Origin of the sequence: Embleya sp. NPDC056575 (genome assembly GCF_042793325.1) — a bacterium.
Lineage (GTDB): Bacteria > Actinomycetota > Actinomycetes > Streptomycetales > Streptomycetaceae > Embleya.
The window spans coordinates 87,311-113,190 of sequence record NZ_JBHTVA010000001.1 but is presented as its reverse complement, the minus strand read 5'-3'; the positions used below and the strand labels follow the sequence as shown (position 1 = coordinate 113,190).

The 25,880-nt window shown below is 73.2% G+C and carries 21 protein-coding genes; 11 read left to right on the top strand and 10 right to left on the bottom strand.

Annotated features, from left to right (window positions below):
• Positions 1–11: 11 nt before the first annotated feature.
• The 5 genes from cutA to ACFRCG_RS00480 form a co-directional block, all read right to left on the bottom strand.
• Positions 12–2,441 (bottom strand): aerobic carbon-monoxide dehydrogenase large subunit, encoded by a 2,430-nt coding sequence (gene cutA / locus ACFRCG_RS00500; RefSeq protein WP_380027110.1) that lies wholly within the window; start codon positions 2,439–2,441, stop codon positions 12–14.
• Positions 2,438–2,974, bottom strand: a complete 537-nt coding sequence (locus ACFRCG_RS00495) for a (2Fe-2S)-binding protein (protein WP_380027108.1) — start codon at positions 2,972–2,974, stop codon at positions 2,438–2,440. The genes cutA and ACFRCG_RS00495 overlap by 4 nt, the downstream gene beginning before the upstream one ends.
• Positions 2,971–3,888: an FAD binding domain-containing protein gene (locus ACFRCG_RS00490; RefSeq protein WP_380003853.1), complete on the bottom strand. Its 918-nt coding sequence runs from the start codon at positions 3,886–3,888 to the stop codon at positions 2,971–2,973. The genes ACFRCG_RS00495 and ACFRCG_RS00490 overlap by 4 nt, the downstream gene beginning before the upstream one ends.
• Before the next feature lie 46 nt (positions 3,889–3,934).
• On the bottom strand, positions 3,935–5,398 hold the full coding sequence (locus tag ACFRCG_RS00485; protein WP_380027106.1) for a uracil-xanthine permease family protein: 1,464 nt from the start codon (positions 5,396–5,398) through the stop codon (positions 3,935–3,937).
• A gap of 259 nt (positions 5,399–5,657) precedes the next feature.
• Positions 5,658–7,328, bottom strand: coding sequence for a PucR family transcriptional regulator (locus ACFRCG_RS00480; protein ID WP_380027104.1), 1,671 nt, complete (start codon positions 7,326–7,328; stop codon positions 5,658–5,660).
• Positions 7,329–7,619: 291 nt separating this feature from the next.
• Here ACFRCG_RS00480 and ACFRCG_RS00475 point away from each other — a divergent pair, with 291 nt between their 5' ends.
• The 4 genes from ACFRCG_RS00475 to ACFRCG_RS00460 all read left to right on the top strand — a co-directional run bounded on the left by ACFRCG_RS00475 (position 7,620) and on the right by ACFRCG_RS00460 (position 12,335).
• Positions 7,620–8,603 carry a DUF2877 domain-containing protein gene (locus tag ACFRCG_RS00475; protein ID WP_380027102.1) on the top strand — a complete coding sequence of 328 codons (984 nt, stop codon included), beginning with the start codon at positions 7,620–7,622 and terminating at the stop codon, positions 8,601–8,603.
• Positions 8,587–10,065, top strand: a complete 1,479-nt coding sequence (locus ACFRCG_RS00470; protein ID WP_380027100.1) for an FdrA family protein — start codon at positions 8,587–8,589, stop codon at positions 10,063–10,065. The genes ACFRCG_RS00475 and ACFRCG_RS00470 overlap by 17 nt, the downstream gene beginning before the upstream one ends.
• On the top strand, positions 10,062–11,471 hold the full coding sequence (locus ACFRCG_RS00465; protein WP_380027098.1) for a DUF1116 domain-containing protein: 1,410 nt from the start codon (positions 10,062–10,064) through the stop codon (positions 11,469–11,471). The genes ACFRCG_RS00470 and ACFRCG_RS00465 overlap by 4 nt, the downstream gene beginning before the upstream one ends.
• A gap of 120 nt (positions 11,472–11,591) precedes the next feature.
• The gene (locus tag ACFRCG_RS00460) at positions 11,592–12,335 is read left to right on the top strand and encodes a nucleotidyl transferase AbiEii/AbiGii toxin family protein (RefSeq protein ID WP_380027096.1); all 744 of its coding nucleotides are present in this window, start codon (positions 11,592–11,594) and stop codon (positions 12,333–12,335) included.
• 6 nt (positions 12,336–12,341) lie between these two features.
• On the opposite strand, the gene ACFRCG_RS00455 is transcribed toward ACFRCG_RS00460, so the two are convergent.
• Together ACFRCG_RS00455 and ACFRCG_RS00450 are read right to left on the bottom strand one after the other, a co-directional pair.
• Positions 12,342–13,019: a response regulator gene (locus ACFRCG_RS00455; protein ID WP_380027094.1), complete on the bottom strand. Its 678-nt coding sequence runs from the start codon at positions 13,017–13,019 to the stop codon at positions 12,342–12,344.
• Positions 13,020–13,055: 36 nt separating this feature from the next.
• Complete coding sequence (locus ACFRCG_RS00450) at positions 13,056–14,345, bottom strand: sensor histidine kinase (protein WP_380027092.1); 1,290 nt, start codon at positions 14,343–14,345, stop codon at positions 13,056–13,058.
• A gap of 309 nt (positions 14,346–14,654) precedes the next feature.
• Here ACFRCG_RS00450 and ACFRCG_RS00445 point away from each other — a divergent pair, with 309 nt between their 5' ends.
• The 7 genes from ACFRCG_RS00445 (at position 14,655) to ACFRCG_RS00415 (ending at position 21,217) form a co-directional block, all read left to right on the top strand.
• Entirely contained in the window at positions 14,655–15,557 is a 903-nt protein-coding gene (locus ACFRCG_RS00445) for an AAA family ATPase (protein ID WP_380027090.1), read from the top strand.
• A 1-nt stretch (position 15,558) separates the two neighbouring features.
• Complete coding sequence (locus ACFRCG_RS00440; RefSeq protein WP_380027088.1) at positions 15,559–16,728, top strand: VWA domain-containing protein; 1,170 nt, start codon at positions 15,559–15,561, stop codon at positions 16,726–16,728.
• 6 nt (positions 16,729–16,734) lie between these two features.
• Complete coding sequence (locus tag ACFRCG_RS00435) at positions 16,735–17,832, top strand: XdhC family protein (protein WP_380027086.1); 1,098 nt, start codon at positions 16,735–16,737, stop codon at positions 17,830–17,832.
• Positions 17,833–18,066: 234 nt separating this feature from the next.
• On the top strand, positions 18,067–19,434 hold the full coding sequence (locus tag ACFRCG_RS00430; protein WP_380027084.1) for a sensor histidine kinase: 1,368 nt from the start codon (positions 18,067–18,069) through the stop codon (positions 19,432–19,434).
• Positions 19,431–20,108, top strand: coding sequence for a response regulator (locus ACFRCG_RS00425; RefSeq protein WP_380027082.1), 678 nt, complete (start codon positions 19,431–19,433; stop codon positions 20,106–20,108). The genes ACFRCG_RS00430 and ACFRCG_RS00425 overlap by 4 nt, the downstream gene beginning before the upstream one ends.
• Positions 20,109–20,211: 103 nt before the next feature.
• A complete protein-coding gene (locus ACFRCG_RS00420) occupies positions 20,212–20,658 on the top strand; it encodes a nuclear transport factor 2 family protein (protein ID WP_380027080.1) in 447 nt (148 codons plus the stop codon).
• Positions 20,659–20,761: 103 nt separating this feature from the next.
• Positions 20,762–21,217: a hypothetical protein gene (locus ACFRCG_RS00415; protein ID WP_380027078.1), complete on the top strand. Its 456-nt coding sequence runs from the start codon at positions 20,762–20,764 to the stop codon at positions 21,215–21,217.
• A 40-nt stretch (positions 21,218–21,257) separates the two neighbouring features.
• Here the strand turns inward: ACFRCG_RS00415 and ACFRCG_RS00410 are convergent, their stop codons facing one another.
• From ACFRCG_RS00410 to ACFRCG_RS00400, 3 genes are all read right to left on the bottom strand, one after another.
• The gene (locus tag ACFRCG_RS00410; RefSeq protein ID WP_380027076.1) at positions 21,258–22,514 is read right to left on the bottom strand and encodes a lipase family protein; all 1,257 of its coding nucleotides are present in this window, start codon (positions 22,512–22,514) and stop codon (positions 21,258–21,260) included.
• 226 nt (positions 22,515–22,740) lie between these two features.
• A complete protein-coding gene (gene lanL / locus ACFRCG_RS00405) occupies positions 22,741–25,329 on the bottom strand; it encodes a class IV lanthionine synthetase LanL (RefSeq protein WP_380027074.1) in 2,589 nt (862 codons plus the stop codon).
• A gap of 214 nt (positions 25,330–25,543) precedes the next feature.
• Positions 25,544–25,711 carry an SflA family class IV lanthipeptide gene (locus ACFRCG_RS00400; RefSeq protein ID WP_201261064.1) on the bottom strand — a complete coding sequence of 56 codons (168 nt, stop codon included), beginning with the start codon at positions 25,709–25,711 and terminating at the stop codon, positions 25,544–25,546.
• Positions 25,712–25,880: the final 169 nt, after the last annotated feature.

The window sequence follows — 25,880 nt, the reverse complement described above, 5'->3', positions numbered from 1 at the left end:
GGTCGTGCTCCTTAACGGTGGGTGCCGGCGGCATGGTCGGCGCCCCGGCGCAGCGCCGGGATCTCGCCGGCGGCGAACCGCTTGCGCAGGTGGAAGAGTTCGGACGGCTGGATCGGCATCCGCGTGATCGGGAAACCCTCGGCGTCCTCGATCGCGGACGCGAACACCGCCGCCGCGGGGATGACGCCGGCCTCGCCCGCGCCCTTGATGCCGAGCGGGTTGAGCGGGGAGGGCGTCTCCAGGTGGTCGATCTCGATCTTGGGGACCTCGCTGGCGTACGGCATCAGGAAGTCCATGAACGACGCGTTCACCAACTGCCCGTGCTCGTCGTACTCCATACGCTCGTACAGCGCGCCGCCGACGCCCTGGGCGACGCCGCCGTGCACCTGGCCCTCGACGATCATCGGGTTGATCAGGTGCCCGCAGTCGTGCACGACGCAGTAGCGCAGGACGCGGATCTCGGCGGTGTCGGGATCGGTCTCCACGATCACCGCGTGCATCCCGTTGGCGAACGTCGCGGTCGGCGGCGAGTAGTAGTCGCGCCCCTCCAGGCCCGGTTCGTCGTCCTCGGCGACCGGCGGCTTGGAGAAGTCGGCCTTGCCGGTCAGCTGGGTGGCCGCCTTGGACGCCTCGTCGAACGCGTAGCGCAGCGGGTTGGACAACACCGCCACGGTGCCCAGCGCGACCGAAGCGCCGGGGCTGCCCTTGACCCGCACGTGCCCGTCCACGATCTCCAGGTCGCGCGGGTCGGCCTCCAGCGCCTCGCCGGCGATCCGCAGCGCCTTGGCCTTGACGTTGCGCGCGGCCAGCGCGATGGCGTTGCCGCTCATCACCGCCGCGCGCGAGGCGAACGTACCCACCGCGTACGGGAATCGGCGGGTGTCGCCGGTGGTGACCGTGACGTCCTCGATCGGCACGCCCAGCTCGTCGGCGACGATCTGCGCGAACACCGTCTGGTGGCCCTGCCCCTGGCTGGTCAGGCCGGTGGCGACGACGACCTTGCCGGTGGTCTCGACCTGGACGTGGCCGCCCTCGTACGGGCCGACGCCGGTGCCCTCGACGTAGCACGCCACGCCGATGCCCACCCGGCGGCCCTCGGCGCGCGCCTGCGCCCGGTACGCCTCGAACTCGTCCCAGCCGACCAGCTTCTTCAGCGCCTCCAGCGAGCCGGGGAAGTCGCCCGAGTCGTAGATCAGCGGCCGGCCGTCCTGGAACAACAGCCCGTGGTCGTACGGCATTTCGTCGGGCTGGATGAAGTTGACCGCGCGCACCTCGGTGCGGTCCTTGCCCAGGTGGTCGGCGATCGCGTCCATCGCCCGCTCCATCGCGAACACGCCCTGCGGGCGGCCCGCGCCGCGATACGGGGTGACTATCACCGTGTTGGTGTACAGGCTGCGGAAGTCGACCCGGTACGCGCCGGGCTTGTACGGGCCGAGCAGCTGCGTCGAGGTGATGATCGGCACGATGATCCCGTACGGGGTGTACGCGCCGTTGTCGTGCAGGATCTCCACGTCCAGGCCGAGCAGTCGGCCGTCGTCGTCGAACCCGACCCGCACGGTCTGGAGTTGGCCGCGCTCGTGGGCGGCGGAGATGAAGTGTTCGCGGCGGTCCTCGGTCCACTTGACCTCGTGGTCGAGCAGCCGGGCCGCCCACGGGATCAGGATCTCCTCGGGCCACGGGTGCACGATCTTGACGCCGAAGCCGCCGCCCACGTCGGGGGTGACGCATTCGACCCGGTCCAGCGGGAGGTCCAACTTGGCCGCCACGGCGGCGCGGACGCCCGTGGAGGTCTGGGTCGAGGTGTACACGCGCAGGCTCTCGTCGGCCGCGTCCCAGCGGGCGTAGACGCCGCGGCCCTCCATCGGCATACACGCGCTGCGCTCGATGTCCAGCTTCAGTTCGAGCCGGTTGGGCGCGGCGGCGATCGCGGCGGGCGCGTCGCCGACCTCCTGGACCAGGTGCGCGGCGCAGTTGCCCGGCACGTCGTCGTGCACGAGGCGGTCCGCGCGGAACGCGTTCTCGATGCCGACCACCGGCGGCAGCGCCTCGTACTCGACGGTGATCCGCTCGCACGCGTCCTCGGCGAGGTAGCGGTCGGTGGCCACCACCATCACGACGGCCTCGCCGACGTGGTTGACGAACTCCTTGGCCAGCGGGTACGCGGTGCGCCCGTGGGTGAGCGAGGGGTGCGGGATGAGCAGCGGCAGCGGCTCGGCGACCCGGCCGGCCAGGTCCTCGTAGGTGTAGATCGCGATCAGGCCGTCGACGTCGAGCGCGCCGGTGACGTCGATTCCGGTGATTCGGGCCCGCGCGTGCGGGCTGCGCACGAACGCGGCCTCGTAGGCGCCCTCGCCCAGGTCGTCGAGGTAGCGGCCGTTGCCGACCAACAGGCGCAGGTCCTCGGTGCGTTGCACCGGCGCGCCGAACATCTTGGTGGTCATCGGGCGTCCCCCTCGGCGTGCGCGCAGCCCTTGCGTTCTTCCGTGATCTCGGCAGCGCGCAGCACGGACTTGACGATGTTCTGGTAGCCCGTACAGCGGCACAGGTTGCCGGAGACCGCCTCGCGGGCCTCCTCCTCGGTGGGCGTCGGGTTCTCCTCCAGGAAGGCGGAGACGACGGTGAGGAACCCGGGGGTGCAGAAGCCGCACTGGAGGCCGTGGCACTCGCGGAACGCCTGCTGTACGGGGTGCATGGTGCCGTCGGGCTCGGCGAGGCCCTCGACGGTGGTGATCTCGTGGCCCTGGGCGCTGACCGCGAACATCAGGCAGGCGCGCATCGGCTTGCCGTCGACGCGCACGGTACACGCGCCGCAGACGCCGTGTTCGCAGCCGACGTGGGTGCCGGTAAGGCCCAGGTCGTGGCGCAGGCAGTCGGAGAGCAGCCGGCGCGGGGTGACGGTGGTGGTGTGCAGTACGCCGTTCACGCTCAGCCGGATGTCGAGCCGCTGCTCGGTGGGGATCTGCGTCTCGGTCATCGGGCGCTCCGCTCGGTGCTGGTGGTGCCTGTGGTGCCGTTGGGGTCGACCAGGGCCGCGCGCTCGGTGGCGGTGCGCAGTGCCCGGACGGTGAGTACGCCCGCCAGTTGGGCGCGGTATTCGGCGGTGGCGTGGATGTCGCCCTCGGGTTCCAGGCTCCCGGCGGCCAGCGTCGCGGCGTCCTGCCACACGGCGGTGTCGGCGGTGCGGCCGATCAGCGCGTCGGTGAGGTCGAGCACGAGCGGGACGGGGGAGAGCGAGAGGTAGGCGGCGCGGGCCGAGACGATGCGCAGGTCGTCGTCGACGGTGACCGCCGCCGCGACCCCGCACATCGCGTAGTCGCCGTGCCGGCGGGCGATCTCGACGAACTCGGTGCCGGTGCGGCCCGGCAGGCGGGGGAAGTAGGCGGCGACGGCGAGTTCGCCCTCCTCGATGGCGGCCTCCAGCGGGCCGACGAAGAAGTCCTCGGCGGCGACCGTGCGGGTCGAGCCCTTGCGGGCGAGCGTCATCGAGCCGCCGAGCAGGGCGAGTACGGCGGTCATCTCGCCGGAGGGGTCGGCGTGCGCGAGGCTGCCCACGGTGGTGCCGCGGTTGCGGATCACCGGGTGGGCGACCAGGCGCAGGCCCTGGCGCAGCAGCGGGACCGCCGCGTGCGCGGCCTCGTCCGCCTCGACCTCGGCGTGCCGGGCGAGCGCGCCCACCGCGACGCCGCCGGGGTCGGTGCGGACGTAGGCCAACTCGCTGAGCCCGTTGATGTCCACCAGGTGGGCCGGGGCGGCGAGTCTCATGTTGAGCATCGGGATCAGGCTTTGGCCGCCGGCGAGGACCTTTCCGTCGTGGCCGACCTCGGCGAGGGCGTCGAGGGCCTCGGCCAGGTCGGTCGGTGCGTGATATCGGAATGCCGGCGGCTTCACGAGTCGTCCCCTCCAGGTGGTGCGTGCGGTGGTGCGGGTGGGTGGGTCAGCTCTGCGGCGGCGGGGGCGCGGCACTGCTGCCGGCCAACGGCTTGCCGCCGGGCGGGTGTTCCTCCACGGTGCCCAGGGACAGCGCGGTACCGCCCTCGAGTTCGACGTCGGCGGGGGCCTTGGGGTCGCGCATGTGCGCGGGGGCCAGGGCGTGCAGGGCGTGGTAGACCACCAGGGTCACGATGGTGCCGAGCGCGATGCCCTCGATGACGAAGTCGTCGTTGAACTTGATCGCGACGCCGCCGATGCCGATGACCACGCCGGCCGCGACCGGGACGAGGTTGATCGGGTTGGCGAAGTCGACCCTGTTCTCGATCCAGATCTTGGCGCCGAGCAGGCCGATCATGCCGTAGAGCACGACGGTGATGCCGCCGAGCACCCCGCCCGGGGTGGCCGCGATCAGCGCGCCGAACTTCGGACACAGGCCGAACAGCACGGCGACGACCGCGGCCACGTAGTAGGCGGCCGTGGAGTAGACCCGGGTGGCGGCCATCACGCCGATGTTCTCGGCGTAGGTGGTGGTCGGCGAGCCGCCCACGGCGCTGGCCATCATGGTGCCGACACCGTCGGCGGTGATCGCCTTGCCCAGGCTGCCGTCCAGGTCGGCGCCGGTCATCTCGGAGACCGCCTTGACGTGGCCGGCGTTCTCCGCGATCAGCGCGATCACCGCGGGCAGCGCGACCAGGATGGCCGAGGTCTTGAAGTCCGGGGCGTGCGTGGAGGGCATGCCGAACCAGTCGGCCGAGGTGACGCCGGAGAAGTCGACCCGGTCGTGGGCGAACTCCTTGCCGTCGTGCTGTCCGGGCTGCACCGAGGTGATCTGGCCGAACCCCTTGTCGAACAGCCACGACAGCACGTAGCCGAAGACGAGCCCGAGGAAGATCGCGATGCGCGACCAGAAGCCGCGCAGCAGCACGGTCATCGCGATCACCGCGGTCATCGTCAGTATCGCGATCCACTGGTCCTGCGGCCAGTAGGTCTTGGCCACCACGGGGGCCAGGTTGAAGCCGATCAGCAACACCACGGCGCCGGTGACCACCGGCGGCAGGGCCTTGTTGACCACTTCGGCGCCGAGCAGGTGGATCAGCACGCCCGCGAGCGCGAGTACGGCGCCGGCGACCAGGATCGCGCCGGTGACCGTCGCGCTGGAGCCGCCGGAGGCGCGGATCGTGGTGACCGCGCCGACGAACGCGGCGCTGGTGCCGAGGTAGCTGGGGATCTTTCCCTGCACGACGAGCAGGAAGACCACGGTGGCCAGACCCGACATCATGATCGCCAGGTTCGGGTCCAGGCCCATGATCACGGGGAAAACGAATGTCGCGCCGAACATCGCGACGATGTGCTGTGCTCCCAGACCGATGGTCCGACCCCACGAGAGCCGTTCGTCGGGGCGTACGACCTCACCCGGAGGTGGGGTGCTGCCGTCCCCGTAGAGCTTCCATCCCAAGCCGAGTGCCATGTTCAGCCGCCTTCCAGGCGTAGGGGGGTGCGAGGGCGATTCGTTGTCGCACGACCCGGCACGGTGAGCGCGATCCGGTGGAGTCCGCCGGTCTCGCCACGAGGTTGGGGGAAGGTTATGGACGGGTCCGTCACCGGGGCTTGGGTGATAGGTGACAGAGCTCGTCCGGTGGTGTTGTGGAATTCACCCAAGGTTTGTTGCCGTCGTGTGTCGGCGTATGGATGAACGACCAAGGCTTTCTCCGTACGTGCGCGCCGCGCTACAGCCCGCGCATGCGGCGCACCTGGAGCGCCAGCATGATGTTGAGCCGTAGATGCGAGTCGGTGGTGAACGCGCCGAGCAGTCGTTCCAGCTTGCCGATCCGATAGCGCAGCGTGTTGTAGTGGAAATGCAGGATCCGGGCCGTCTCGGCCACGTTCAGGTTGGTGTCCAGGAGCACCTCCAGGGTGGTGCGCAGATCGGTGGTCTCCTCGTCCTCGCGGCTCGCGAGTTCGCCGAGGGTCTCCCGCATGAAGCTGGTCAGTTCGGCGGAGTCGGGGACCAGGCTGAGCAGCCGGTACACGCCCAGGCTGTCGAAGTCGGCGATGCCGCCCGGGCCGTGCATCTGGCGGCCGACCTTGGCCGCCCGGCGGGCCTGTTCGTACGCCTCGGGAAGCAGCGCCGGATCGGTGACCACGCGGCTGACCCCGGTGGAGAAGGACCGGCGTCCGCCGCCCCCGTCGCCGGAGACCTGGGTGACCATCTGGCGGACCGTCTCGCCGGGCGCGGTGCGCTGGGAGGCGCCCATCACGACCACCACCTCCTGGCTGTAGCCGACCACGGCCGCGCGCGAGTCGCGCTCGCGCACGACCATGCCCCAGGCGGTGGCGAACCGCTCGTGGGCGGGCCGTAGATCGTCGGAGTCGGGGTCGGGACCCTCGCCCGGCTCCAGTTGGGCGACCACCACGATCAGCGGGCGGTCGATGGCCCAGCCGAGCGAGGCGCAGTGCCGCACGGTGTGCGCGGGATCGCCCGCCCGCCCGGCCAGCAGGTCGCGCATGAAGTCGCCCTGGTACTTGCTCTCCACGGCGGCGACCGCGAGGTCTTTGGTGATCACGAGGGCGGCGGTGGCCGCGGCCCGTTCGAGCACCTGGATGTCGCTCTCGTCCAGGGTACGACCGGCGGAGATCAGGACCACCCGACCATGGTCGAGGGCGCCGGCCAGGATCGGTACGAGCGCCACGCCGGTACCGGGATCCTCCAGGGCGCCGGCGCCGTGCTTGAAGCGCTCGACACGGAAGCGTCCCGAGGCGTCGAACAGCGCGCGGCGCGCGGTGGCGGTCTGCCGCGCCGTCTCGCCCTCGTTGTGGGATTCGGAGGACGCCAGGAGCCGGCCGTCGGGGGTGGTGACCATGACGGTGCCGCCGAGCAGGCGGCTGAGCTCGTCGGTGATCGCTTCGAGGGCGCCGCCCGCGAGCACGACGCTGACCAGTGCGCGATGCGCCTCCTCGGAGCGGGCCAGCACCGCGGCCTGCCGGTTGAGGATGTCGGTGAGCACCTGGTTGAGGATGTCGTCGAAGGCGACGTCGTCGGGCAGGCGGATGATGGGCAGGCCGACCCGGTCGGCGGCGGCCAGCATGTCGGCGGGCAGCTCGTCGAGGTAGCGGCCGAGCTTGATGCCGACCGCGGCCAACCGGCGCGATTCGAGCGCGGTGACCAGGTCGCACAGGGACTGCGGGGTCTCGCGCAGCGGGTATCCGGTGGTCAGGAGGAGTTCGTGCGGCTTGGTCCACGGCAGGATGTCCGGGACCTCCATCACGTTGAGTCGCTGCACGACGCGGTCCAGGCCGCGCTCGCCGGCCATCAGTTCGGCGCCCGACAGGCTGGAGAGGCTGAGCACGTCGCGGACCGGGACGCCGCGAACGAGCGTGCCGGTACTCGCGGTTCGCACCCCGCCGGGGCCTCCGCCAGGGCTTGGCAGATTACGCGAATTAAGTGCGCCAAGGTTGGCAACTTGCTCCATTCGAGGACCATAGCCATTGGATTACGTTCACAACAGACATAGAGCCGGTCCGATTCAAATCGGTTCGGACGAGACGCCCCACCGGTGCACTCGTGCCTCCGGCGTCACGGGCACACCGTGTCCACGGGCGACTTCGTACCGTTTCCGACGTATACGGCAGCCGCTTCGGCACGCTTCGCATCGCACCGCACCGCATCGCTCGCACCGGGAGGCACGACCGTGGCAGACCCGGGAGAGGTGAACCGCGCGCCGGCATCGGTGGCCGCGCCGGGCGCCGTGCCGCCGGTGGGCCCGGTGTCCGTGCCCGGGTCGGCGTCGACGGTGTTGCGTGCGGTGTTGGCGGGGCCCGAGCGGGCCGCTCGGGTGCTCGGGGTGTTTCCGGCCGCGGTGTACCTGGCCGATGTCGACTCCGGAGAGGTCGTGACGGTGTGTACGCACGACGCCGTGCGGCTGCCGAATGCCGTCGTGCTCGCCGCGCGCACCGAGCGGTCGCCGTTTCCGGTGTCGGCCGGTTCCACCGACGCGCGGATCGGCGATGGAGCGGTCGGCCTCGGGGCGCTGCGGGTGGACGTGGTTCGGTGGTGGACGCCGCCGCGCCCGCCCGCGCCCGGTGACGTGCGCACCCGCGCCCACGGTGCGACGACCCTGTGCGCCGCGCTGGACACCGCCGCCACCGGGTTGCCCGCCGGCGCCCGGGCCGATCTGGCCGCGCTGAGCCGGTACGCCTACACCGACCCCGAACGGGCCGCCGGCGCCGCGCTGCGCCTGATCGGGCTCGGCCCCGGCCTGACCCCCAGCGGCGACGACGCGCTCTGCGGCTTCCTGCTCGCGCTGCGCCACCTCGACCCCGTAGCGGCCGGCGCCCGGCACGCGCGCACCCTCGGCGCCCGCGTCGCCGCACACGCCCGGGGCCGCACCACCGACCTGTCCGCCGCACTGCTCGGCCACGCCGCCCGCGGCGACGGCTGTACACAACTGATCGACCTGATCGGCGCGATGGGCCGCGACACCGACGTACTCCCGTGCCTGCGCCGCCTGCTGACGGTGGGTCACACCTCCGGCGCGGACCTCGCCCTCGGCGTGCTCGCCGGTGCCGAGGCGATGCGCACGGGCGCCGCGCCGGCCGAAATCCCGCACCCGAAACTCCCGCACCCGAAACTCCCGTACCCCGAAGGAAGGAGCGCCCGTGAGCAGCGCGCTTGAGCTGCGCCGCGGAACATACCGAGACTCGGTCAGCCTGATGCAGGTGAGCCGATCGGTATCCGCGGTGGACGGGGTGACCAAGGCGCTCGTCGCCATGGCGACGGAACTCAACGTCGGCCTCTTGGCGGGCATGGGCTTCGAAACCCCCGACGGCGCCGGACCCAACGACCTGATCGTGGCGATCCGGGCCGAGGACGAGGACGCGCTGAGCCGCGCCAAGGCGGTCCTGGAGACGTCCCTGGAACTGTCCACGGGCGGTGGCGGCGGGATCGGCTCGGCCTCCGGCGTGCCCCCGCGCACGATCCGCACCGCCGCCGCCTCCGGCACCGACGCCACCCTGGCGCTGATCTCGGTCCCCGGACCGCACGCCTTCGCCGAGGCCGTCGACGCCCTGGAAGCGGGCCTGGACGTGCTGATCTTCAGCGACAACGTGCCGGTCGAGCAGGAGATCCGGCTCAAGGACATGGGCCGCGAGCGCGGCCTGCTCGTGATGGGCCCGGACTGCGGCACGGCGCTGGTCGGCGGCGTCGGCCTGGGCTTCGCCAACACCGTGCGCGGCGGCCCGATCGGCATCGTGGCCGCCTCCGGCACCGGCTCGCAGGAACTCATGTGCCTGCTGCACGCGGCCGGCAGCGGGGTCAGCCACTGCCTCGGCGTGGGCGGGCGCGACCTGAGCGAGGCCGTCGGCGCCCGCTCCACGCTCCAGGCGCTGGCCATGCTGGACGCCGACCCGAACACCGAGTTGATCGTGGTGGTGTCCAAGCCGCCGGCCGACGCGGTGGCCGCCGAGGTCGAGCGTTATGCCGCGACCCTGAGCACACCGGTGCAGCTCGCCTTCCTCGGGCAGGGCCGGGACGACCTGACGGCCGCCGCCACCAAGGCGCTCGCCGCGATCGGCCACGCCGGCGTCGAGGACCGGGTGTGGCCGGCCGAGTCGCCGCGCACGCCGCGCACCGGCGCGCTGCGCGGGCTGTTCTGCGGCGGCACGTTGTGCGACGAGGCGATGATCATCGCCGCCGACCGGCTCGGACCGGTCGCGTCCAACATCCCGCTGCGGCCCGAGTGGGCGCTGCCGGCCGATCTGCGTGCGGCCGGCCACCTGATGATCGACTTCGGCGACGACGGCCTGACCGCGGGTCGCCCCCACCCGATGATCGACCCGAGCCTGCGCCTGGAACGCCTCGCCGAGGAACTGGCCGACCCGGCCGCCGCGGTGCTGCTCCTGGACGTCGTACTCGGCCACGGCGCGCACGCCGACCCGGCCGCCGACCTGGCCGCGGTGTTGCGCACGGCCGGCCCCGACGCGCCCGTCGTACTGATCTCGCTGTGCGGGACCGACCTGGACCCGCAGGACCTGGAGGCCCAGGCCCGCACGCTGGCCGACGCCGGCGCCGAGGTCCACCTGTCCAATGCCGAGGCCGCCCGGCGCGCCGTGGCGATCGTAGAAGGGCTCGACGCGTGAGCGCTCCCAACCGTCTTCTCACCCAGGACCCGTCGGTGGTCGCGGTCGGCGCCGAACTGCTCGCCGACGCTCTCGCCGCGCAGGCCGTGCCCGTGACCGCCGTCGACTGGCGCCCGCCGCTGCCCGGCACCTCCGACGCACTGGCCCGCGTACTCGCCGACGAGCGGCGCGACGCGGCCGACAAGGTCGCGATCGAGCGGGTGTTGGCCTCGACCCCGCACCTGGTCGACGTCAAGCCGGCGAGCGAGGCACTGGGCCTGACGGCGGGTCAGTTCCGGCACGCGGGGCCGCCGATCGACTGGGCGCGGGCGTCCGGACCGATGCGCGGCGCGCTGATCGGCGCGGTGCTCTTCGAGGGCCTGGCCGACACCCCCGAGGCGGCGGAGAAGTTCCTCGCCGAAGGGCACGCCGAGCTGGACTCCTGCCACCACCACCACGCGGTGGGGCCGATGGCCGGCGTGGTCAGCCCGTCGATGTGGATGTTCGAGCTGGAGGACACCACGCACGGCACCCGCGCCTGGTGCTCGCTGAACGAGGGCCTGGGCAAGGTGCTGCGTTACGGCGCGTACGGGCCCGAGGTGATCGAGCGGCTGCAGTGGATGTCGGCGGTGCTCGGCCCGCTGTTGCGCACCGCGGTGCGCGCGGGTGAGCCGATCGACATCCGCGCGATCATCGCGCAGATGCTCCAGATGGGCGACGAGGGCCACAACCGCAACCGCGCGGGCACGCTCATGCTCCTGCGCGAACTGCTGCCCAGCATGGTCGACAGCGGCGCGCCGACCAAGGACATCGCCGAGGCGGCCCGCTTCGTCGGCGGCAACGACCACTTCTTCCTGAACCTGGACATGCCGGCGTGCAAGCTGGCCATGGACGCGGGCCGGGACGTCCCCGGCTCCTCGCTGGTGGTGGCGATGGCCCGCAACGGCACCGATTTCGGCATCCAGGTCTCCGGCACCGGCGACCGCTGGTACACCGGCCCGGCCGAGGTGCCGGACGGCCTGTACCTGGGCGCCTACGGCCCCGACGACGCCAACCCGGACATCGGCGACTCGGCGATCACCGAGACGGCCGGCATCGGCGGCTTCGCGATGGCGGCGGCGCCGGCGATCGTGCGCTTCATCGGCGGCGAGGTCGACGACGCACTCGCCGCGACGCGGCGGATGTACGAGATCACGCTGGCGGAGAACCCGGCCTATCAGATCCCGGTCCTCGACTTCCGCGGCACACCCACGGGCATCGACGTCACCAAGGTCGTCCGCACCGGCATCCTGCCGCAAATCAACACCGGCATCGCCGGCAAGGTGGCCGGCACCGGCCAGGTCGGCGCCGGCCTGGTAACCCCTCCGGCATCCTGCTTCACCGCGGCCATCGAGGCCCTGGCGGACGCGGCCCCACCGCTCGCCTGACCCGTAACCGGAGAGGGCCCGCCGCGCAAGCTCCCGCGCGGCGGGCCCTTTTGGGTCCCGACAGGCCCCGCGCCGGTCTCCGCGTACGCTGGGAATCCCGAAACGCGAGGATTCGACGCCGTGCCGCACAGCCCCGAAGAGCAGATCATCCGCATCGCCGTGACCGCCGGCGAGCCCTTCGGGGTCGCCCTGGGCGGCAGTCGGGGGCTGGCGCGGCACGGGCTCGTGGAGCGGGAGGGTGACACCGTCGACCTCGCCCTGCCCGCGCGTGACGGCAAGCGGCTCGGGGCCGCGCGGGCCGCGATCGTGGCCGCGTTGACCGAGGCGGGGTTCGGCGTGGGCGTCGACGGCAAGGCGGCCGGCAAGACCAGGGTCGGGCTGAACGTCCGGGCGCCGGGCGCCAAGCGGGCGATCCCCGTGAGCCTGTACGTCGGGCCGCGTCGGCACGAGCCGGTCGTGGTGGACGACGTCCCCGTGCCGCATCCCGACGACCTCGCCGCCGCGAAGGTGGTCACCCTGGGGTCGCGGGCCGAACTCCGGGACGCGTTCGACGTGTTCGCGCTCTCCGCCGGCTACGACACCGGGCGGCTGCTCGAACTGGCGCTGGCCTACGACCCCGAACTGCGCGCCGAGGACTTCCTGACCGGGTTCAAGCACGTCACCGAGCGCGAGGACGCGGACTTCCGCCGACTCGGGTACACCACCGCGCGGGCCGACGCGGTGCGTGCGTACTTCCAGGGCTGGTTCGCCGAACTGTCCGCCCGTGGCAGCCGCCCGATCGCCGCCGCGCTCGACCCGGAGGTCCTGGCGAAACTCGCGCGACTCGCCGAACCGGCGGCGTCCGAGGGCGAGGAGGACGCGTGAGCCGGCTCAGGACCGCCGGCCCCCGGGTGTGACCAACCCCGTCTCGTACGCCAACACCACCGCCTGCGCCCGGCTGGACAGATTCAGCTTGGCCAGCGCCCGGTTGAAGTGGGTCTTGACGGTGGACTCCGTGACCACGAGCGTGCCGGCGATCTCGGTGTTGGCCAGGCCCTTGCCGACCAGGCGCAGCACCTCCAACTCCCGTCCGGTCAGCGCGTCCAGGGCCGGCGGCACGTCGGCTTCCGGCGAGGCGGGGGCGGCGGCGACGTACGTCTCGATCAGTCGCCGGGTGACGCTGGGCGCGAAGAGCATGTCGCCGGCCATCACCGCGTCGATCGCGGCGAGCAGTCGTTGCGGGCCGATCTCCTTGAGCAGGAATCCGGAGGCGCCGGCGCGCAGTGCCGCGTAGACGTACTCGTCGAGGTCGAAGGTGGTCAGCATGACGATCCGGGGCGGGTTGCCCTCGGCGGCGGCGAGGATGCGTTCCGTGGCGACCACGCCGCTCACCCCGGGCATCCGGATGTCCATCAGGATCAGTTCGGGCCGCAGCTTCGCCGCCATGTCCACGGCCTCGGCCCCGTCGGACGCCTCGCCCACCACGTCGATGCCCGGGGCCGCGCGTAACAGGGCGGCCAGTCCCGCCCGGATCAGGACCTGGTCGTCCACCACGAGTACCTTGGTCACCCCGTCGTTCCTTCCGTCACGTCGGTCCGAGGCGACCTACGTGTCGCCCGTGCCCCCGACCCTGCCGCCCGACGTGCCGGGCTCGGCCGGGATGGGCAGGACGAGGCCGACCTCGAACCCTCCTTCCGGGCGCGGTTCGGCGGAGAACGTACCGCCGTAGAGCCTGGCGCGCTCGGACATGCCGATCAGGCCGTGTCCGGACGCGCCCCCGATTCTGCCCGAATTCCGGGTCTGTGGGGTGGCGTCGGGGTCGGGTTCCCCACCGTCGTCGCACACCGCTATGCGCAGTCGGGTGGGTTCGTACTCCACCGTCAGCTCCACCCGTGCGGTGCGGGCGTGTTTGAGCACATTGGTCAGTGCCTCCTGGACGATCCGGTACGCGCACAACTCGACGCCGGGCGAGAGCGGCCGGGCGGTGCCGACCCGTCGGATGGCCACCGACACCCCCGCCGCCCGGATCCGGCGCACCACGTCGTCGAGGCGGGCCAGGCCGGGCGCCGGGTCCATGGTGTCGTCGGCGGCGGGCCGGTCCGGGCCGGGCTCGGGCACGGCGTCCATGTCCTCGGGGTCGGCCCGCAGCAGCAGCAACATCCGGCGCATCTCGTCCAGCGCCTCGCGGGTGGTCTCCCCGATGGTGTGCAACGCGGCCTGGGCGGTGGGCGGATCGGAGGTGATCACGTACTCGGCCAGCCCGGCCTGTACCGAGATCACCGAGACGTGGTGGGCGACCACGTCGTGCAGTTCGCGCGCGATGCGCACCCGCTCGTCGGTGACCGCGCGCCGCGCCCGCGCCTCCTGTTCGCGGGCCAGTTTGGCGGTCAACAGCGCCAACTGCGCGTTGCGTTCGCCCAGTCGGCGGGCGGCCGTGCCGAACCAGCAGACGACCGGCGGAACGGTCAGGATCTGCGCGACGACGGTGGCCATCGAGCCGCCGTCGGCGGCGAGGCCGGCGTAGATCCAGACGGCGCCCACGGCGGCGATCGCCACCGCCGCGATCCGCACCGGCCGCTGCGAGGCGACGGTGTACAGCGCGAGCAGCGAACCCAGGGAGTTCACCACCGGCCAATAACCCAGGGCGATGAACCAGATCTGGAGCGCGAGCATCACGAACAGCACGGCGACGGGCGCGCGCCTGCGGATCAGGAGGGGGAGGTTGATCAGGACGATCAGGACGAAACCGAACGTGTCGGTATGCCGCCAGTTGCCGGTCGGGTCCTCGCGCGCCAGCAGCAGGCTGACCACCATGTCGGCTCCCGCCAGCGCCACGTCCACGGCTCGCGGAGGCACGCCGGCGGGCAGTCTCTTCCACACCGTTCGGGCCCGCATCGGCGCAGCGTAGCCCGCGGTTGACGCCGTGTCGTCAAACCGGCGGTCCAGGTGTGCATACCGCGCTGGTTGTAGGTCGGGGGCCGGGGTCCGGGAGCCCCCGGGAGGCCCCGGGGAGAGCAGCGGCGGGATCCGCGTCGACACGGTCCGATTCGGGCAGGTAAGGATGACAGGGATCGGGCCGCTCTTTGGCACATGTTGCCGTCGAGAGTGCGGCCGGTACAGCGTGTACTGAACACCGATCGTTCGGGCGGGGCGACGCCGAGTGCCCCCCGCCCGGGCGTTACGGGTGTGGCGAAAGGTGTGGGCGTGGCGCAGGCGTGGTGGGGTGGCGAGGACGTCGACGGGCCGGAGGCGGTGGCCGCGCGCCTGGACGGCGTGGACTACCTGGTCGGGGACGGTGTCGGTACCGCCGCGTATCTCGCGCTGCGGATGGGCCGCCCGCTGCTGGTCGAGGGCGAGCCCGGCGTGGGCAAGACCGCACTCGCCCAGGCCCTCGCGCAGGCGTTCGCCGTACCGCTGTTCCGGCTCCAGTGCTACGAGGGCCTGGACGCCTCGCAGGCGCTCTACGACTGGGACTTCCCGCGCCAGATGTTGCACCTGCGGGCGGCCGGCGCGGCGGGGGAGAGCGACGCCGCGACGCTGGAGGCCGGGCTGTACGACCGGCGCTATCTGATCTCGCGGCCGGTGCTGGCGGCGATCGAGGCGTCGCCGGCGGTGCTGCTCGTGGACGAGGTGGATCGGGCCGACGACGAGTTCGACGCGTTCCTCCTCGAAGTGTTGTCCGATTTCGCGGTGACGGTGCCCGAGTTGGGGCGGATCGCCGCGTCGGTGCCGCCGCTGGTGGTGCTCACCTCCAACCGCACCCGCGAACTGCACGACGCGCTCAAGCGGCGCTGCCTCTACCACTGGCTGGACCACCCCGACCACGCCCGCGAGGTGGCCATCGTGCGCCGCCGGCTGCCCGAGGTGAGCACGCGGCTCGCCGAGGACGTGGTGCGCGCGGTGGGCCGGCTGCGCGCGGCCGACCTGGTCAAGCCGCCCGGCGTCGCGGAGACCCTGGACTGGGCGGGCGCGCTGCTCGTGCTGGGCGTGCGCGAGCTGGACCCGGAGGCCGCAGCCCGCACCCTGGGCGCGGTGCTCAAGCACCGCGAGGACCTGGAGAGCGTACGGGCGGCCGGGTTCGACCGGCTGCTCGCGGTGGGCGGCTGAGATGAGCGCGCGCAGCCCCCTGGACGCCGCCACGCTGCGCGCCGCGGCGAACGCGCCGACCCGCCGGGACGGGGTGGAGGTCCTGGTCGGATTCGCCCGCACGGTGCGGGCCGCCGGGGTCGCGGCCGACCCCGAGCGGGTACGGATGTTCCTGGCCGCCGCCGCCGAATTGGGCGCCGATCGGCGCGAGGACACCTACTGGGCCGGGCGGCTCGCGCTGTGCTCGGCGCCGCAGGAACTGGCCCGCTACGACGCCGCGTTCGCCGCGTACTTCGGCGCCGAACAGCCGGTGCCGGGCCGCCGCCGGCCGCGCGTGGACGTCGAGCGCGCGGTGGGTGTGCCGGACACCGCGTCCGCCCCGCCGCGGGGCGACGAGCGGGACGGGGAGGCGCGGGTGGCCGCCGCGGACCGGACCGAGATCCTGCGCCGGCGCGACATCGCCTCGCTCGACCCGGCCGCGCGCGCCGAACTGCGCCGGCTGCTCGCGCTGCTGCGCCCGGCCGCGCCGACCCGCCGCACCCGGCGCCGGCGTCCGGCCCGACACGGCCGGATCGACCGCACCCGCACCGTGCGGGCCGCGCTGCGCACCGGCGAGTTGGACCGGTTGCACCGGGCCGCGCGCACGGTGCGACCACGTCGCCTGGTGCTGCTCCTGGACGTCAGCGGCTCGATGGCGCCGTACGCGGACGCGCTGCTGCGGCTCGGCCATGCCGCGGTGCGCCGGCGTCGGGGCACCGAGGTGTTCACCGTCGGCACTCGGCTGACCCGGATCAGTCGCGAGCTGGGCCACACCGACCCGGACCGGGCGCTGGCCGCCGCGTCCGCCGTGGTGCCCGACTTCAGCGGCGGCACGAGGCTCGGCGACCAGCTGCACGCGTTCCTGACCCACTGGGGACGGCGCGGTGTGGCCCGGGGCGCCGTCGTGGTGATCGCCTCCGACGGCTGGGAACGCGGCGATCCGGAGCCGCTGGCGGTGTCCATGGCCCGGCTGCACCGGCTCGCGCATCGGGTGATCTGGGTCAATCCGCACCGGGCCCGGGATGGGTATCAACCCCTTGCGGCGGGTATGGCCGCGGCCCTCCCGTACGTTGACGACTTTGTCGCCGGGCACAGCCTGGCCGCCCTGGAGGAACTGTGTGCACTGCTGGTCGACGAGCGAGGGGCCCGGTGATGGGCCGTGCGTGAACTGCTCGACCACCTCGAGGCGTGGTACCGGACCGGACGCACCTTCGCCCTGGCCACGGTGGTGTCCACGCTGCGCAGCGCGCCGCGTGACGCCGGTGCGGTGATGGCGGTCTCCGCCGACGGCGTGGCGCTCGGCAGCGTGTCGGGCGGGTGCGTCGAGGGGGCGGTGTACGAGCTGGCCCTGGAGGTCGTCGAGGACGGCCGACCGCGCACCGCGGCCTACGGGATCAGCGACGACGACGCGCTGATGGTGGGCCTGACCTGCGGTGGCACCCTGGAGGTGTACGTCGAGCCGGTCGACCCGAGCCGCTTCCCGGAATTCCCCGAGCTGATCGCCGCGCTGCGCGAGGGCCGCCCGATCGCGGTGGCCACGGTGGTCTCCACCCCCGCGCCGGAACGACTCGGCACGCGGGTGCTGGTCGGCCCGGACGAGGGCGACGGGGACGACCCGCGGACGGCTTCCATACGCGCGATGCTGGACGCCGATCGCACCACGCTGGCCGGCTCGGACGGCGAGGGTCTGGTCCCGGTCCAGGCGCTGGGGGTGCGGCAGGACGAGGTGGTCTTCGTCCGCTCGCACGTGCCGCGCCCGCGCCTGCTGGTGTTCGGCTCCAACGACTACGCGGTGGCGGTGGCCCGGGCGGGCGCGTTCGCCGGGTTCCGGGTGACCGTGTGCGACGCCCGGCCGGTATTCGCCACCGCGGACCGCTTCCCCGGCGTGGACGAGCTGGTGGTGGACTGGCCGGACCGCTACCTGGCGGACACCCGGGTCGACGCGCGCACGGCGATCTGCGTACTCACCCACGACCCGAAGTTCGATGTGCCGGTCCTGGTCCGGGCGTTGCGGATGCCGGTCGGCTACGTGGGCGCGATGGGCAGCCGCCGCGCCCACGAGGACCGACTGCTGCGGCTGCGCGAGGCGGGGATGACCGAGGCGGAACTGGAGCGCCTGCACTCCCCCATCGGCCTCGACCTGGGCGCCCGCACCCCCCAGGAAACCGCCATCGCGGTACTGGCCGAGATCATCCGATCCCACCACGGCGGCACCACCCGCCCCTTGTCCCTCACCACAGGCCGCATCCACCGCTGACCCAGGCCCCCACCCCACCGACCCCCACCCGACACTCCACGGCGTCGGTCACCGACCGCGGCAGCCACGGCGGAGGGGCCGGGGAAGTCCTCGGAAAGTGCATCCATGATCGGTTCATCCACCGGTCGACCGAGCCGAGCGGGGGACGGCGGGGCGCGGCTACGACCTGAGGACGATGCGAAGGGTGGCCCGGAGACAGAAGTCACGTCCTGCTCGCGCGCGTAGCGTCGATGCGTGAACTCGACGACGCCGCAGGCGTACACCCCGAAGCAGGGACCGCGTCGCCGAATGCTCGTGGCCGTGGACGTGGCGGTCGCCGGCGCGCTGGGCGTGGTCCTGTCGTTGGGTGTCTCCACGCTGACCTGGCACGGATGCCTGCCCGTACCGGTGGTGTTCGTGACGATCTGGCTCTTCGCGGGGGCATTCGTGCTGCGCCGGTTCGCGCCGCTCGCCGCGATGGTCGCCACGTCCGTGCTGCTGCCGCCGCTGATGGCGACACCGTGGTTCCTGGCGGTGTGGATGCTCGCGGTCCTGGTCGCCTACGGGGCACAGGCTCGCTCGCGGCGGGTGGCGGCACTCGTGCTGGGGGGTTCCCTGCTGGGCGAGTTGTCGTCCTGCCTGGTGATGCAGGAGCTTTCGGGTCGACCGATGATCGGCTTTCAGATCGCCATCGTGCAGTTCGCCGCGTGGGTTTCCGGGTGGGCGGCGGCCCGAGGCCGCGCGCACAACGAGGGCCTGCGCCGCCAGGCGGAGGAGCGGGCGGCGGCTCAGGTGGCTCGGGCACGCCGCGCGGTCACCGAGGAACGCCTGGACATCGCCCGCGAGTTGCACGACGTGGTGGCGCACAGCCTGAGCGTCATCGCGGTGCAGTCCGGCGTCGGGAACCATGTCGTTCATACCCGGCCGGCCCAGGCCGCCGCCGCGTTGGCGGCGATCGAGGAGGTCAGCCGGTCGGCGCTGGTCGAACTGCGGTCACTGGTGGGGCTGCTCCGGGACGGCGACGCGGCGGAGTACTCGCCCGGCGCGCTGGCCGACCTGGATGGGCTGCTCGCGCGCAGCGCCCAGGCCGGGGTACGGGTCGACGCCACGGTGAGCGGTGGCCTCGACGAACTGCCGCACGGGCTGGACCGGGCGGCGTACCGGATCGTGCAGGAGGCGCTGACCAACGTGGCCAAACACGCGGGGACCGACCGGGCCCGGTTGACGGTGTCGGTCGACGAGAGCGGGATCGGGATCGAGGTCGTCGACGACGGGGTGGGTCGGGTGGATTCGGGGTGGGCCGCGCCGGGTTCGGTGGCGTCGGCCGCTTCCCATGGATCGGCGACCGCGAACGGATCGGCGGACGCGAAGGGGACGGGTGCCACGACAGCGGCGACCGCACCGAGCGGCGCGGCGATCCCCGCGAGTTCGGCCGGGGAGTGGGATCGGCCTGCCGGTCATGGGCTGATCGGGATGCGCGAACGGGCCGCCCTATACGGTGGTCGGGTGAGCGTGGGGCCACGCGCCGAGGGCGGCTTCCGGGTCGCGGCGTGGTTGCCGGTGCCGGGCGAACAGCCCGTGTACGCGGGCACGTTCGGCGCGGCTGAGACGGGGGCGGCGTGACGATTCGGGTGTTCGTCGCCGACGACGAGAGCCTGGTGCGCGCGGGATTCGGCGTACTGATCGACTCCGACCCGGAGTTGACCGTGGTCGGCGAGGCCGGCAACGGGCGCGAGGCGGTGCGGCTGATTCGGGAGAGCCGTCCCGACGTGGTGTTGATGGATGTGCGGATGCCGCTGCTCGACGGCATCGAGGCGACCCGCGAGGTGATGGCCGACAGCGGTCCCCACGGGCCCCGGGTGCTGATCCTGACCACGTTCGGACTGGACGAGTACGCGTTCGGCGCGTTGCGCGCGGGCGCGAGCGGATTCCTCCTCAAGGACACCCGCCCGGCCGAACTGCTGGCCGCGATCCGGGTGATCGCCGCCGGCGAGGCGCTGTTGGCGCCGCCGGTGACGCGGCGGCTGATCGAGGAGTTCGTCAGCCGCCCCGCCGTACGGCGCCAATCGCTCGCGAGCCTGGAGAGTGTGACCGACCGCGAGCGCGAGGTGTTGTACCTGATCGCCACCGGCCTCTCCAACGCCGAGATCGCCGCGCGGTTGTTCCTCGCCGTCGGCACGGTCAAGACGCACGTCAGTCGACTGCTGACCAAACTCGGCGCGCGGGATCGGGCACAACTGGTCATCGCCGCCTACGAGAACGGGCTGACGGGTGGATCGGCGACGGCTCCGGGGTGAGCACACGGCGGTGGGGGTGCGTCGGGCCCGGTGCGGCCGACGTGCGGTGCGCGGTCTCCCGATTTGCGTTGACGCCGACGTCAACGTCCAGCATCGGGATCCCATGCGGGACGAAGGCGACGAGGGAGTGGACGCGATGGCCGAGACGAGTGGTGTGGACGCGCACGACGGGCGCGAGGTGGTCCGGGCGGACCTGGCCTTCTTCGACGCGCTGGTCCGGGCGGACGGGAAGGCGCTGGACGGGTTGCTCGCCGACGACTTCGTGCTGGTGGACGTCATGGCCGGGTCGGTGATTCCGAAGGCCGACCTGGTTCCGCTGATCGCGTCGCGGCGGCTGGAGTTCGAGGCGATCGGGGCGGACGGCGAGAAGCCGAGCGTGCGGTTCTTCCACGCGACCGCGATCGTGATCGGGCGTACCCGGATGTCCGGCCGCTTCGAGGGGGAGGCGTTCACGTCGCGCAGCCGCTACACCCACGTCTTCGTCACCGATCCGGCCGGGCGAGGCGGCGGGTGGACGCTGGTCGGCGCGCAGGGCACCCGGGTGGAGTGACCGCGACGCGGTGCCGCCGCGGGCGCCGGGTGCCGATACGGCGCGGGCAAGGGATCGGGGAATCCGCCTGCGGCCGGTGGGGCCGCCGGTCACAATGTGATCCATGAGTGAGTGGGGAATCGCGCTGCTCGCGGCCGGGTCGGCGCTCGCCGGTGGCCTGATCACCGGCTGGTTCGCCCGCAGTGCCGGGATGCGTCAGGCCGACGCGGCCCGGCACGCGGGCGACCGGCAGGCCGATGCCCTCCTGGAGACCGTCCGCACCACGCTGGACGAACAGCGCGCGGAGCGACTGACGGACGTCCGCCGCCAGACCTACCTGCGCTTCCTCGAAGCGGCCGAGACGGTGATCCTTACTCGCCGCACCAACAGTGGCGGCCACGACGACCTGCCCGCGTTGCAACGGGCGTTCGGCGCTCTCCAGTTGGAGGGACCGGCCGAGGTGACGGGCGCGGCCCGGGCGTTCGTCGCCGAGCTGCGCCGAAACGGCCCTCTCGACGATCTGGAGCGGCTACGCGTGGTCCTGCTGTCGGCCGCGCAGGCCGCCCTGGTCCGGCGCTGAACCCGCCGTCGCCGGGGCGGCCGAGTCGGGTGCGGCCGAGCTACGTGTGGTCGGCGAACCACGCCAGGATGTGCGGCGCCGAGCCGATTCCGGACGGAAAGTGCCCGATGTCGCCGAGATCGCTCACCCGGACGTCGGCGCCGTGTGCGCTCAGCGTACGGGCGCAGCTCTCGGTGTTGGCGAACGGCACCTCCCGGTCACCCCGGGCGCCGAAGAGCACGACGGGCACACGCGGGCGCCACGCACAGGTCGTGTCGTTCTCGCGCATCGCGGCGAGGAAGCGGCCGGCGGCCTCGTTGCGGCCGGCCAGGAACTCCGCCTGGAACAGCGCCTCGCGACGGTCGGGAAGCCCGGCCAGGATCTGCTCCTCGGTATGCCGCCCGTCGAACAGCCGCAGCACGTTGGCCACTTGGTCCGGCAGGAAGACCTCCTCGGGGTGCCGGTACAGGGGGCGCGCCGCATTCCAGCCCAGGACCAGATAGCCGAGCGCCAGATTGACCGCGCGCGCGTCGCCGGTGGTGCCCATCGCGGCCGGCAACATCACGCCCTCCAGGTCGTAGGGCCCGCTCGCCGGGGCCAGCCCGCCCAGGCTCAGCCGTGGATCGACGCCCGCGTCCAGGGCCTTGGCCAGCGCCATCGCGGCGTGCCCGCCCTGGGAGAACCCGGTGACCAGGACCCGCTCGTCGAGCCGGACACCCTCGCGCCGGGCCGGTTCGCGCGCCGCGCGCAGCAGGTCGACGGACGCCGACGCCTCGGACGCGGCGTGGTCGTACGGGTGCCGGCCCGGACCCAGACCGAGGCCGAGGTAGTCCGGCGCCACGGTGAAGTAGCCCGCGCCCGCGTAGAAGAGCGGGAACGCCCGGTTGTCGTCGGCCCGTTCACCGGACGGCGCGCCGACCTTCTCGACCGTGGTCCCGTGCTCGAAGGCGAGCACCCGCTGCGTCCGAGACCCACCCCGGGGCACCGCGACCAGGCCGCTGGCCACGGTCGGCCGCCCGGCGGCGTCGATCGTGCGGTAGAGCACGACATAGGTGACCACGCCGTATTCGGCCGCCGGCGCGCCCAGGTCGTACGGCGCCAACTGCTCGCGGACCCGGTCCCGATCGAGGACGTCCACGCGGCGTACCGAGACGACGCTGCCCCGCCCGTACGCGGGAGCCCGCTCGGTGTCGGCCCGGCTCACGGCGGCCGTCCGGCTCCCGGCGAGCGCCCCGTCGCTCCCGTCGACCCGGCCGGCCGCGTGCGCCGGCACGGCGCCGTTCGTGAGCAACAGCAGCAGCGCCGCGCCGGCCGGCACGGCGACGGCCCGACCCCATCGGCGCCGGCGAGTCGTCGAAGTCCCCGCGCCGGTCCGGGTGCCTACACGAACTCGCTTTTCAGTAAAGGTATTTGGTAGTGCGCTCTGAGCAAATCGCATACCCGGACGCTAGCCGGCCGAGCGGCCCCCGAGCACTGCGGTCACGCCCACCTTCGGAGTGGGTCCGGACCCACCCCGAACCGGAGGCCACCACCAAACGCGCCGCTCAGAAGCCTGTCGCCGGAGCCAACAACCGCCGCCCGCCGCGTTGTCGCACCCGCCGGAGGAAGGAGAGCACACCCGCGCCGCCCGTGCCCCACGCCGGGCTCGACGCGGCGCGGGTGTTGTCCGGGAGCAGGGGGCGGCGCGTGGTGCCGCCGCTGCGGGCCAGGATCAGGCCGATCACGTCCTCCGCGGCGCGCCACAGTTCGTCGTCGCCGGTCGCCACGGCGGCGTCCACGAGCAGTTCGCCGATTCCGGACAGACCGCAACACTGGGACACCAGGCTCATCCGCGGGGCGAGGGAATGGCACAACCGGGCGCAGCGCAGACCGAGTTCGAGCAGCTTCGGGTCCCGATCCGCCGCCCCGGCGGCGATCAGCGTCGTTCCGATCCCGGCCATGCCGCGGCACCAGGACCCGAAGTTGCGGGCGGCGCCGGGGAGGGCGGCCGAGGCGAGCAGGTCGGGGGTACGCGCGGCGAGGTCGGCCAGACCCTCCCGGGCGGCGGCGTGCACGGCCGGCGTCGCGTCGGGGTCGGTGCGTCGGTAGGTGTCGAGGAAGTACACGATGCCGGCCCGGCCGTGCGCGAACCCGTGGGTGTATGCCGCGCGGGAGGAGGCCGGGGGCAACCCGAGTTCGTCGGGTTCGGGCTCGCCGTGCCGGGCCGGGAGCATGGCGGCGCACGCCGCGGCGGCGGCCAGGTGCAGGCCCGCCCGCTCCGGGTCGCCCGCCGCCCGCGCCGCCGCGGCCAGCAGCAGGTGCCCGGTCCCGCCGCCGGCCGCGCCGCCGATCTGGTCGCCGGTGTCGTCGTAGGGCCTCGCCGCGATCGGCGTGTGCGGGGCCGGCGCACCGCCCGGCAGGTCGGCGGCGGCCCGGAGGAAGAGGTCGACGCCGGTGCGGCCGGTGTACAACGTGTCGGAGAGTTCGCCCAGTTCGGGGTGGGCCGCGGTGCGGTGGGCGAGGCGCGCGACGGCGCCGGCGACGTCCGGGCGGTCGGTGTGGTGCAGCAGTTCGAGTCCGACGCCGGCGGCGCCCACGTACAGCGTCAGCGTCGAGCCGGGACGCGGGCCCGAGGCGGCGGGCCAGTCGGCGACACCCCGGACACAGGTGGCGACGGTGTGCCCGATCACGTCGTCCAGGAGCGCGGGGGTGACCCGGGGCGGCGCCGGCAGTCGGCGGCCGGGCACCGGTTCGGGCCGCCCGGCACGCAACCGCCGTGCACAGGCCGAGCGTTCGGCCGGATCCGGGCTGAGCAGCGCGGCCACCATGGCCCGGACCGGCCGATGGGTGACCCCGGGCAGCGCGGCGGCCAGGCAGGCGAGCGTCCGGTGCCGGTTCACCGCCGGATCGGGGTCGACGATCACCGGGTCCAGCCCGGTCAGCGCGTAGTGCAGCGTGGCGCCCAGCGCGTACAGGTCGTCGACCGGGACGGGCGAACCGCCGTCCGGGTCGGGCGCCAGGGTGTAGCCGGGGGTGCCGCCGGCCGGGCGGCGGGTGTCCAGCGCGCTGATCCCGAAGTCGACGATCCGGGCGTTCCCGTCGGTGTCCAGCACCACGTTGCCCGGCTTGAGGTCGCACACCACCACGCCGCGTTCGTGGATGCCGTCGAGCACCGCGAGCAGTCGGCGGGCCAACTCGGAGATCCGCCGCCCGGAACGGGCGTCGCCCGGGTACGGGCCGTAGGCGAGCACGTCGCGGCGCAGGTCGCCGGGGCCGCAGTCGGTGGTGACCAGATACTCGTCCTCGCCGTGCCGCAGGTGGTCGATCACCCGGGGGACGCCGTCGAGCCCGGACAGCGCGCCCAGTACCGCGCGTTCGTGCCGCAGGCGGTCCCTGGCGTCCAGTCCGCCGCCGTCCTCCCCGGCGTACGCCCGGGCCTGCTTGACCACCACGCGGTCGCCGGTCGCGGTGTCGAGGGCGCGGTAGACGTCGCCGTGCGGGGAGCGGGCGATGCCGCCGGTGAGCCGGTACCGGCCGCCGATCAGCCGGGCGGTGCGTCCCGGCGCGGGCGCGGCGGCGCCGAACGGGTCCGCGGCCCACGGGGGTTGTCGGTAGCGCACGGTGGCCCGACCCGGGAAGCGCTGCCCGTCGGGGCCGGTCATCACCAGCGCCGCGTCGTCGCCGCCGCTCGCCCGGAAGGGCCCGTACCGGTAGTAGACGGGGGCGTCGGGGCGGACCCGGCGGTCGCCGAGCACCCGGGGCCCGCCGCGACCGGCCAGCACCTCGGCGAGTTCCCGGCCGAGCGCGGCCACGTCCCGCTCGCGCGGATAGACGGTGATCGCCTTGCCGACGAGGGCGGGATCGCGGACGCCCGCGTTGATCTCCTCCAGCACGGCGGTGCCGGCCGCGAACTTGGCCAGGCAGCTGTACCGCAGCAGTACCGGGACCAGCAGATCCAGCGTCTCGGCGAAGTCCTCGGGGCGGGTCGAGACGTGCAGCTTCCACCCGTGGTCCATCGGAGGCATCCGCGGATCGAACAGGTGGAGCCAGACCGAGTCCGCCCGGTGGCGTCGATCGTGGCCGGCGATCAGCGTGTCCAGACGCCGACTCAGGTCCTGTACGGATCCGTCGAGGACCGCCCGCGCCTTGCCCACGTCCGCTCCTTGCCGTTCCGGGTGGGGTGGTTCCGGGTCGGGTGGTTCCGAACACACCGTCCGCCGAACGATCGCCCGCCCGCTTCGGGAGCGTCGTCCGCTGCCGGCGTGGCCGGTACGGGACCGCGCGCCCCGCGCGGATGCGTGCTCCGTGCGGGGCGGCCGGATCGATGGGCTCCGGGCCGGATCCGGTGTGCGGCGAACGACGGGCCGGTCAGGCCCAGTCGCACCCCACGCGGGTGGTGGCGGTCACCCACGGGTCGGCCAGACACGACTCGATCCGGCGTTCCGGGTTGGTCTCGTCCTCGAACTCGACCAGTTCCTCCTCGACCTCGACGTCGAGCGGTCCGGCATCGCGGATCTCTACCTTCACGGGGCTCATTTCGATCCTTCCTGCAGCAGAGGCGGGCAGATCAGTACACGAACCTTCGCGGGGGTCGGCCGTCCCCGGTCGCCGCCTCGCACCTGTGTCCTCCGGTGCTGGTGGGGCCGGTGGGCCGCCGTTCCGCGCCAATAGTCTCCACGCTGCGCAACAAAAGGAGAACGTCACG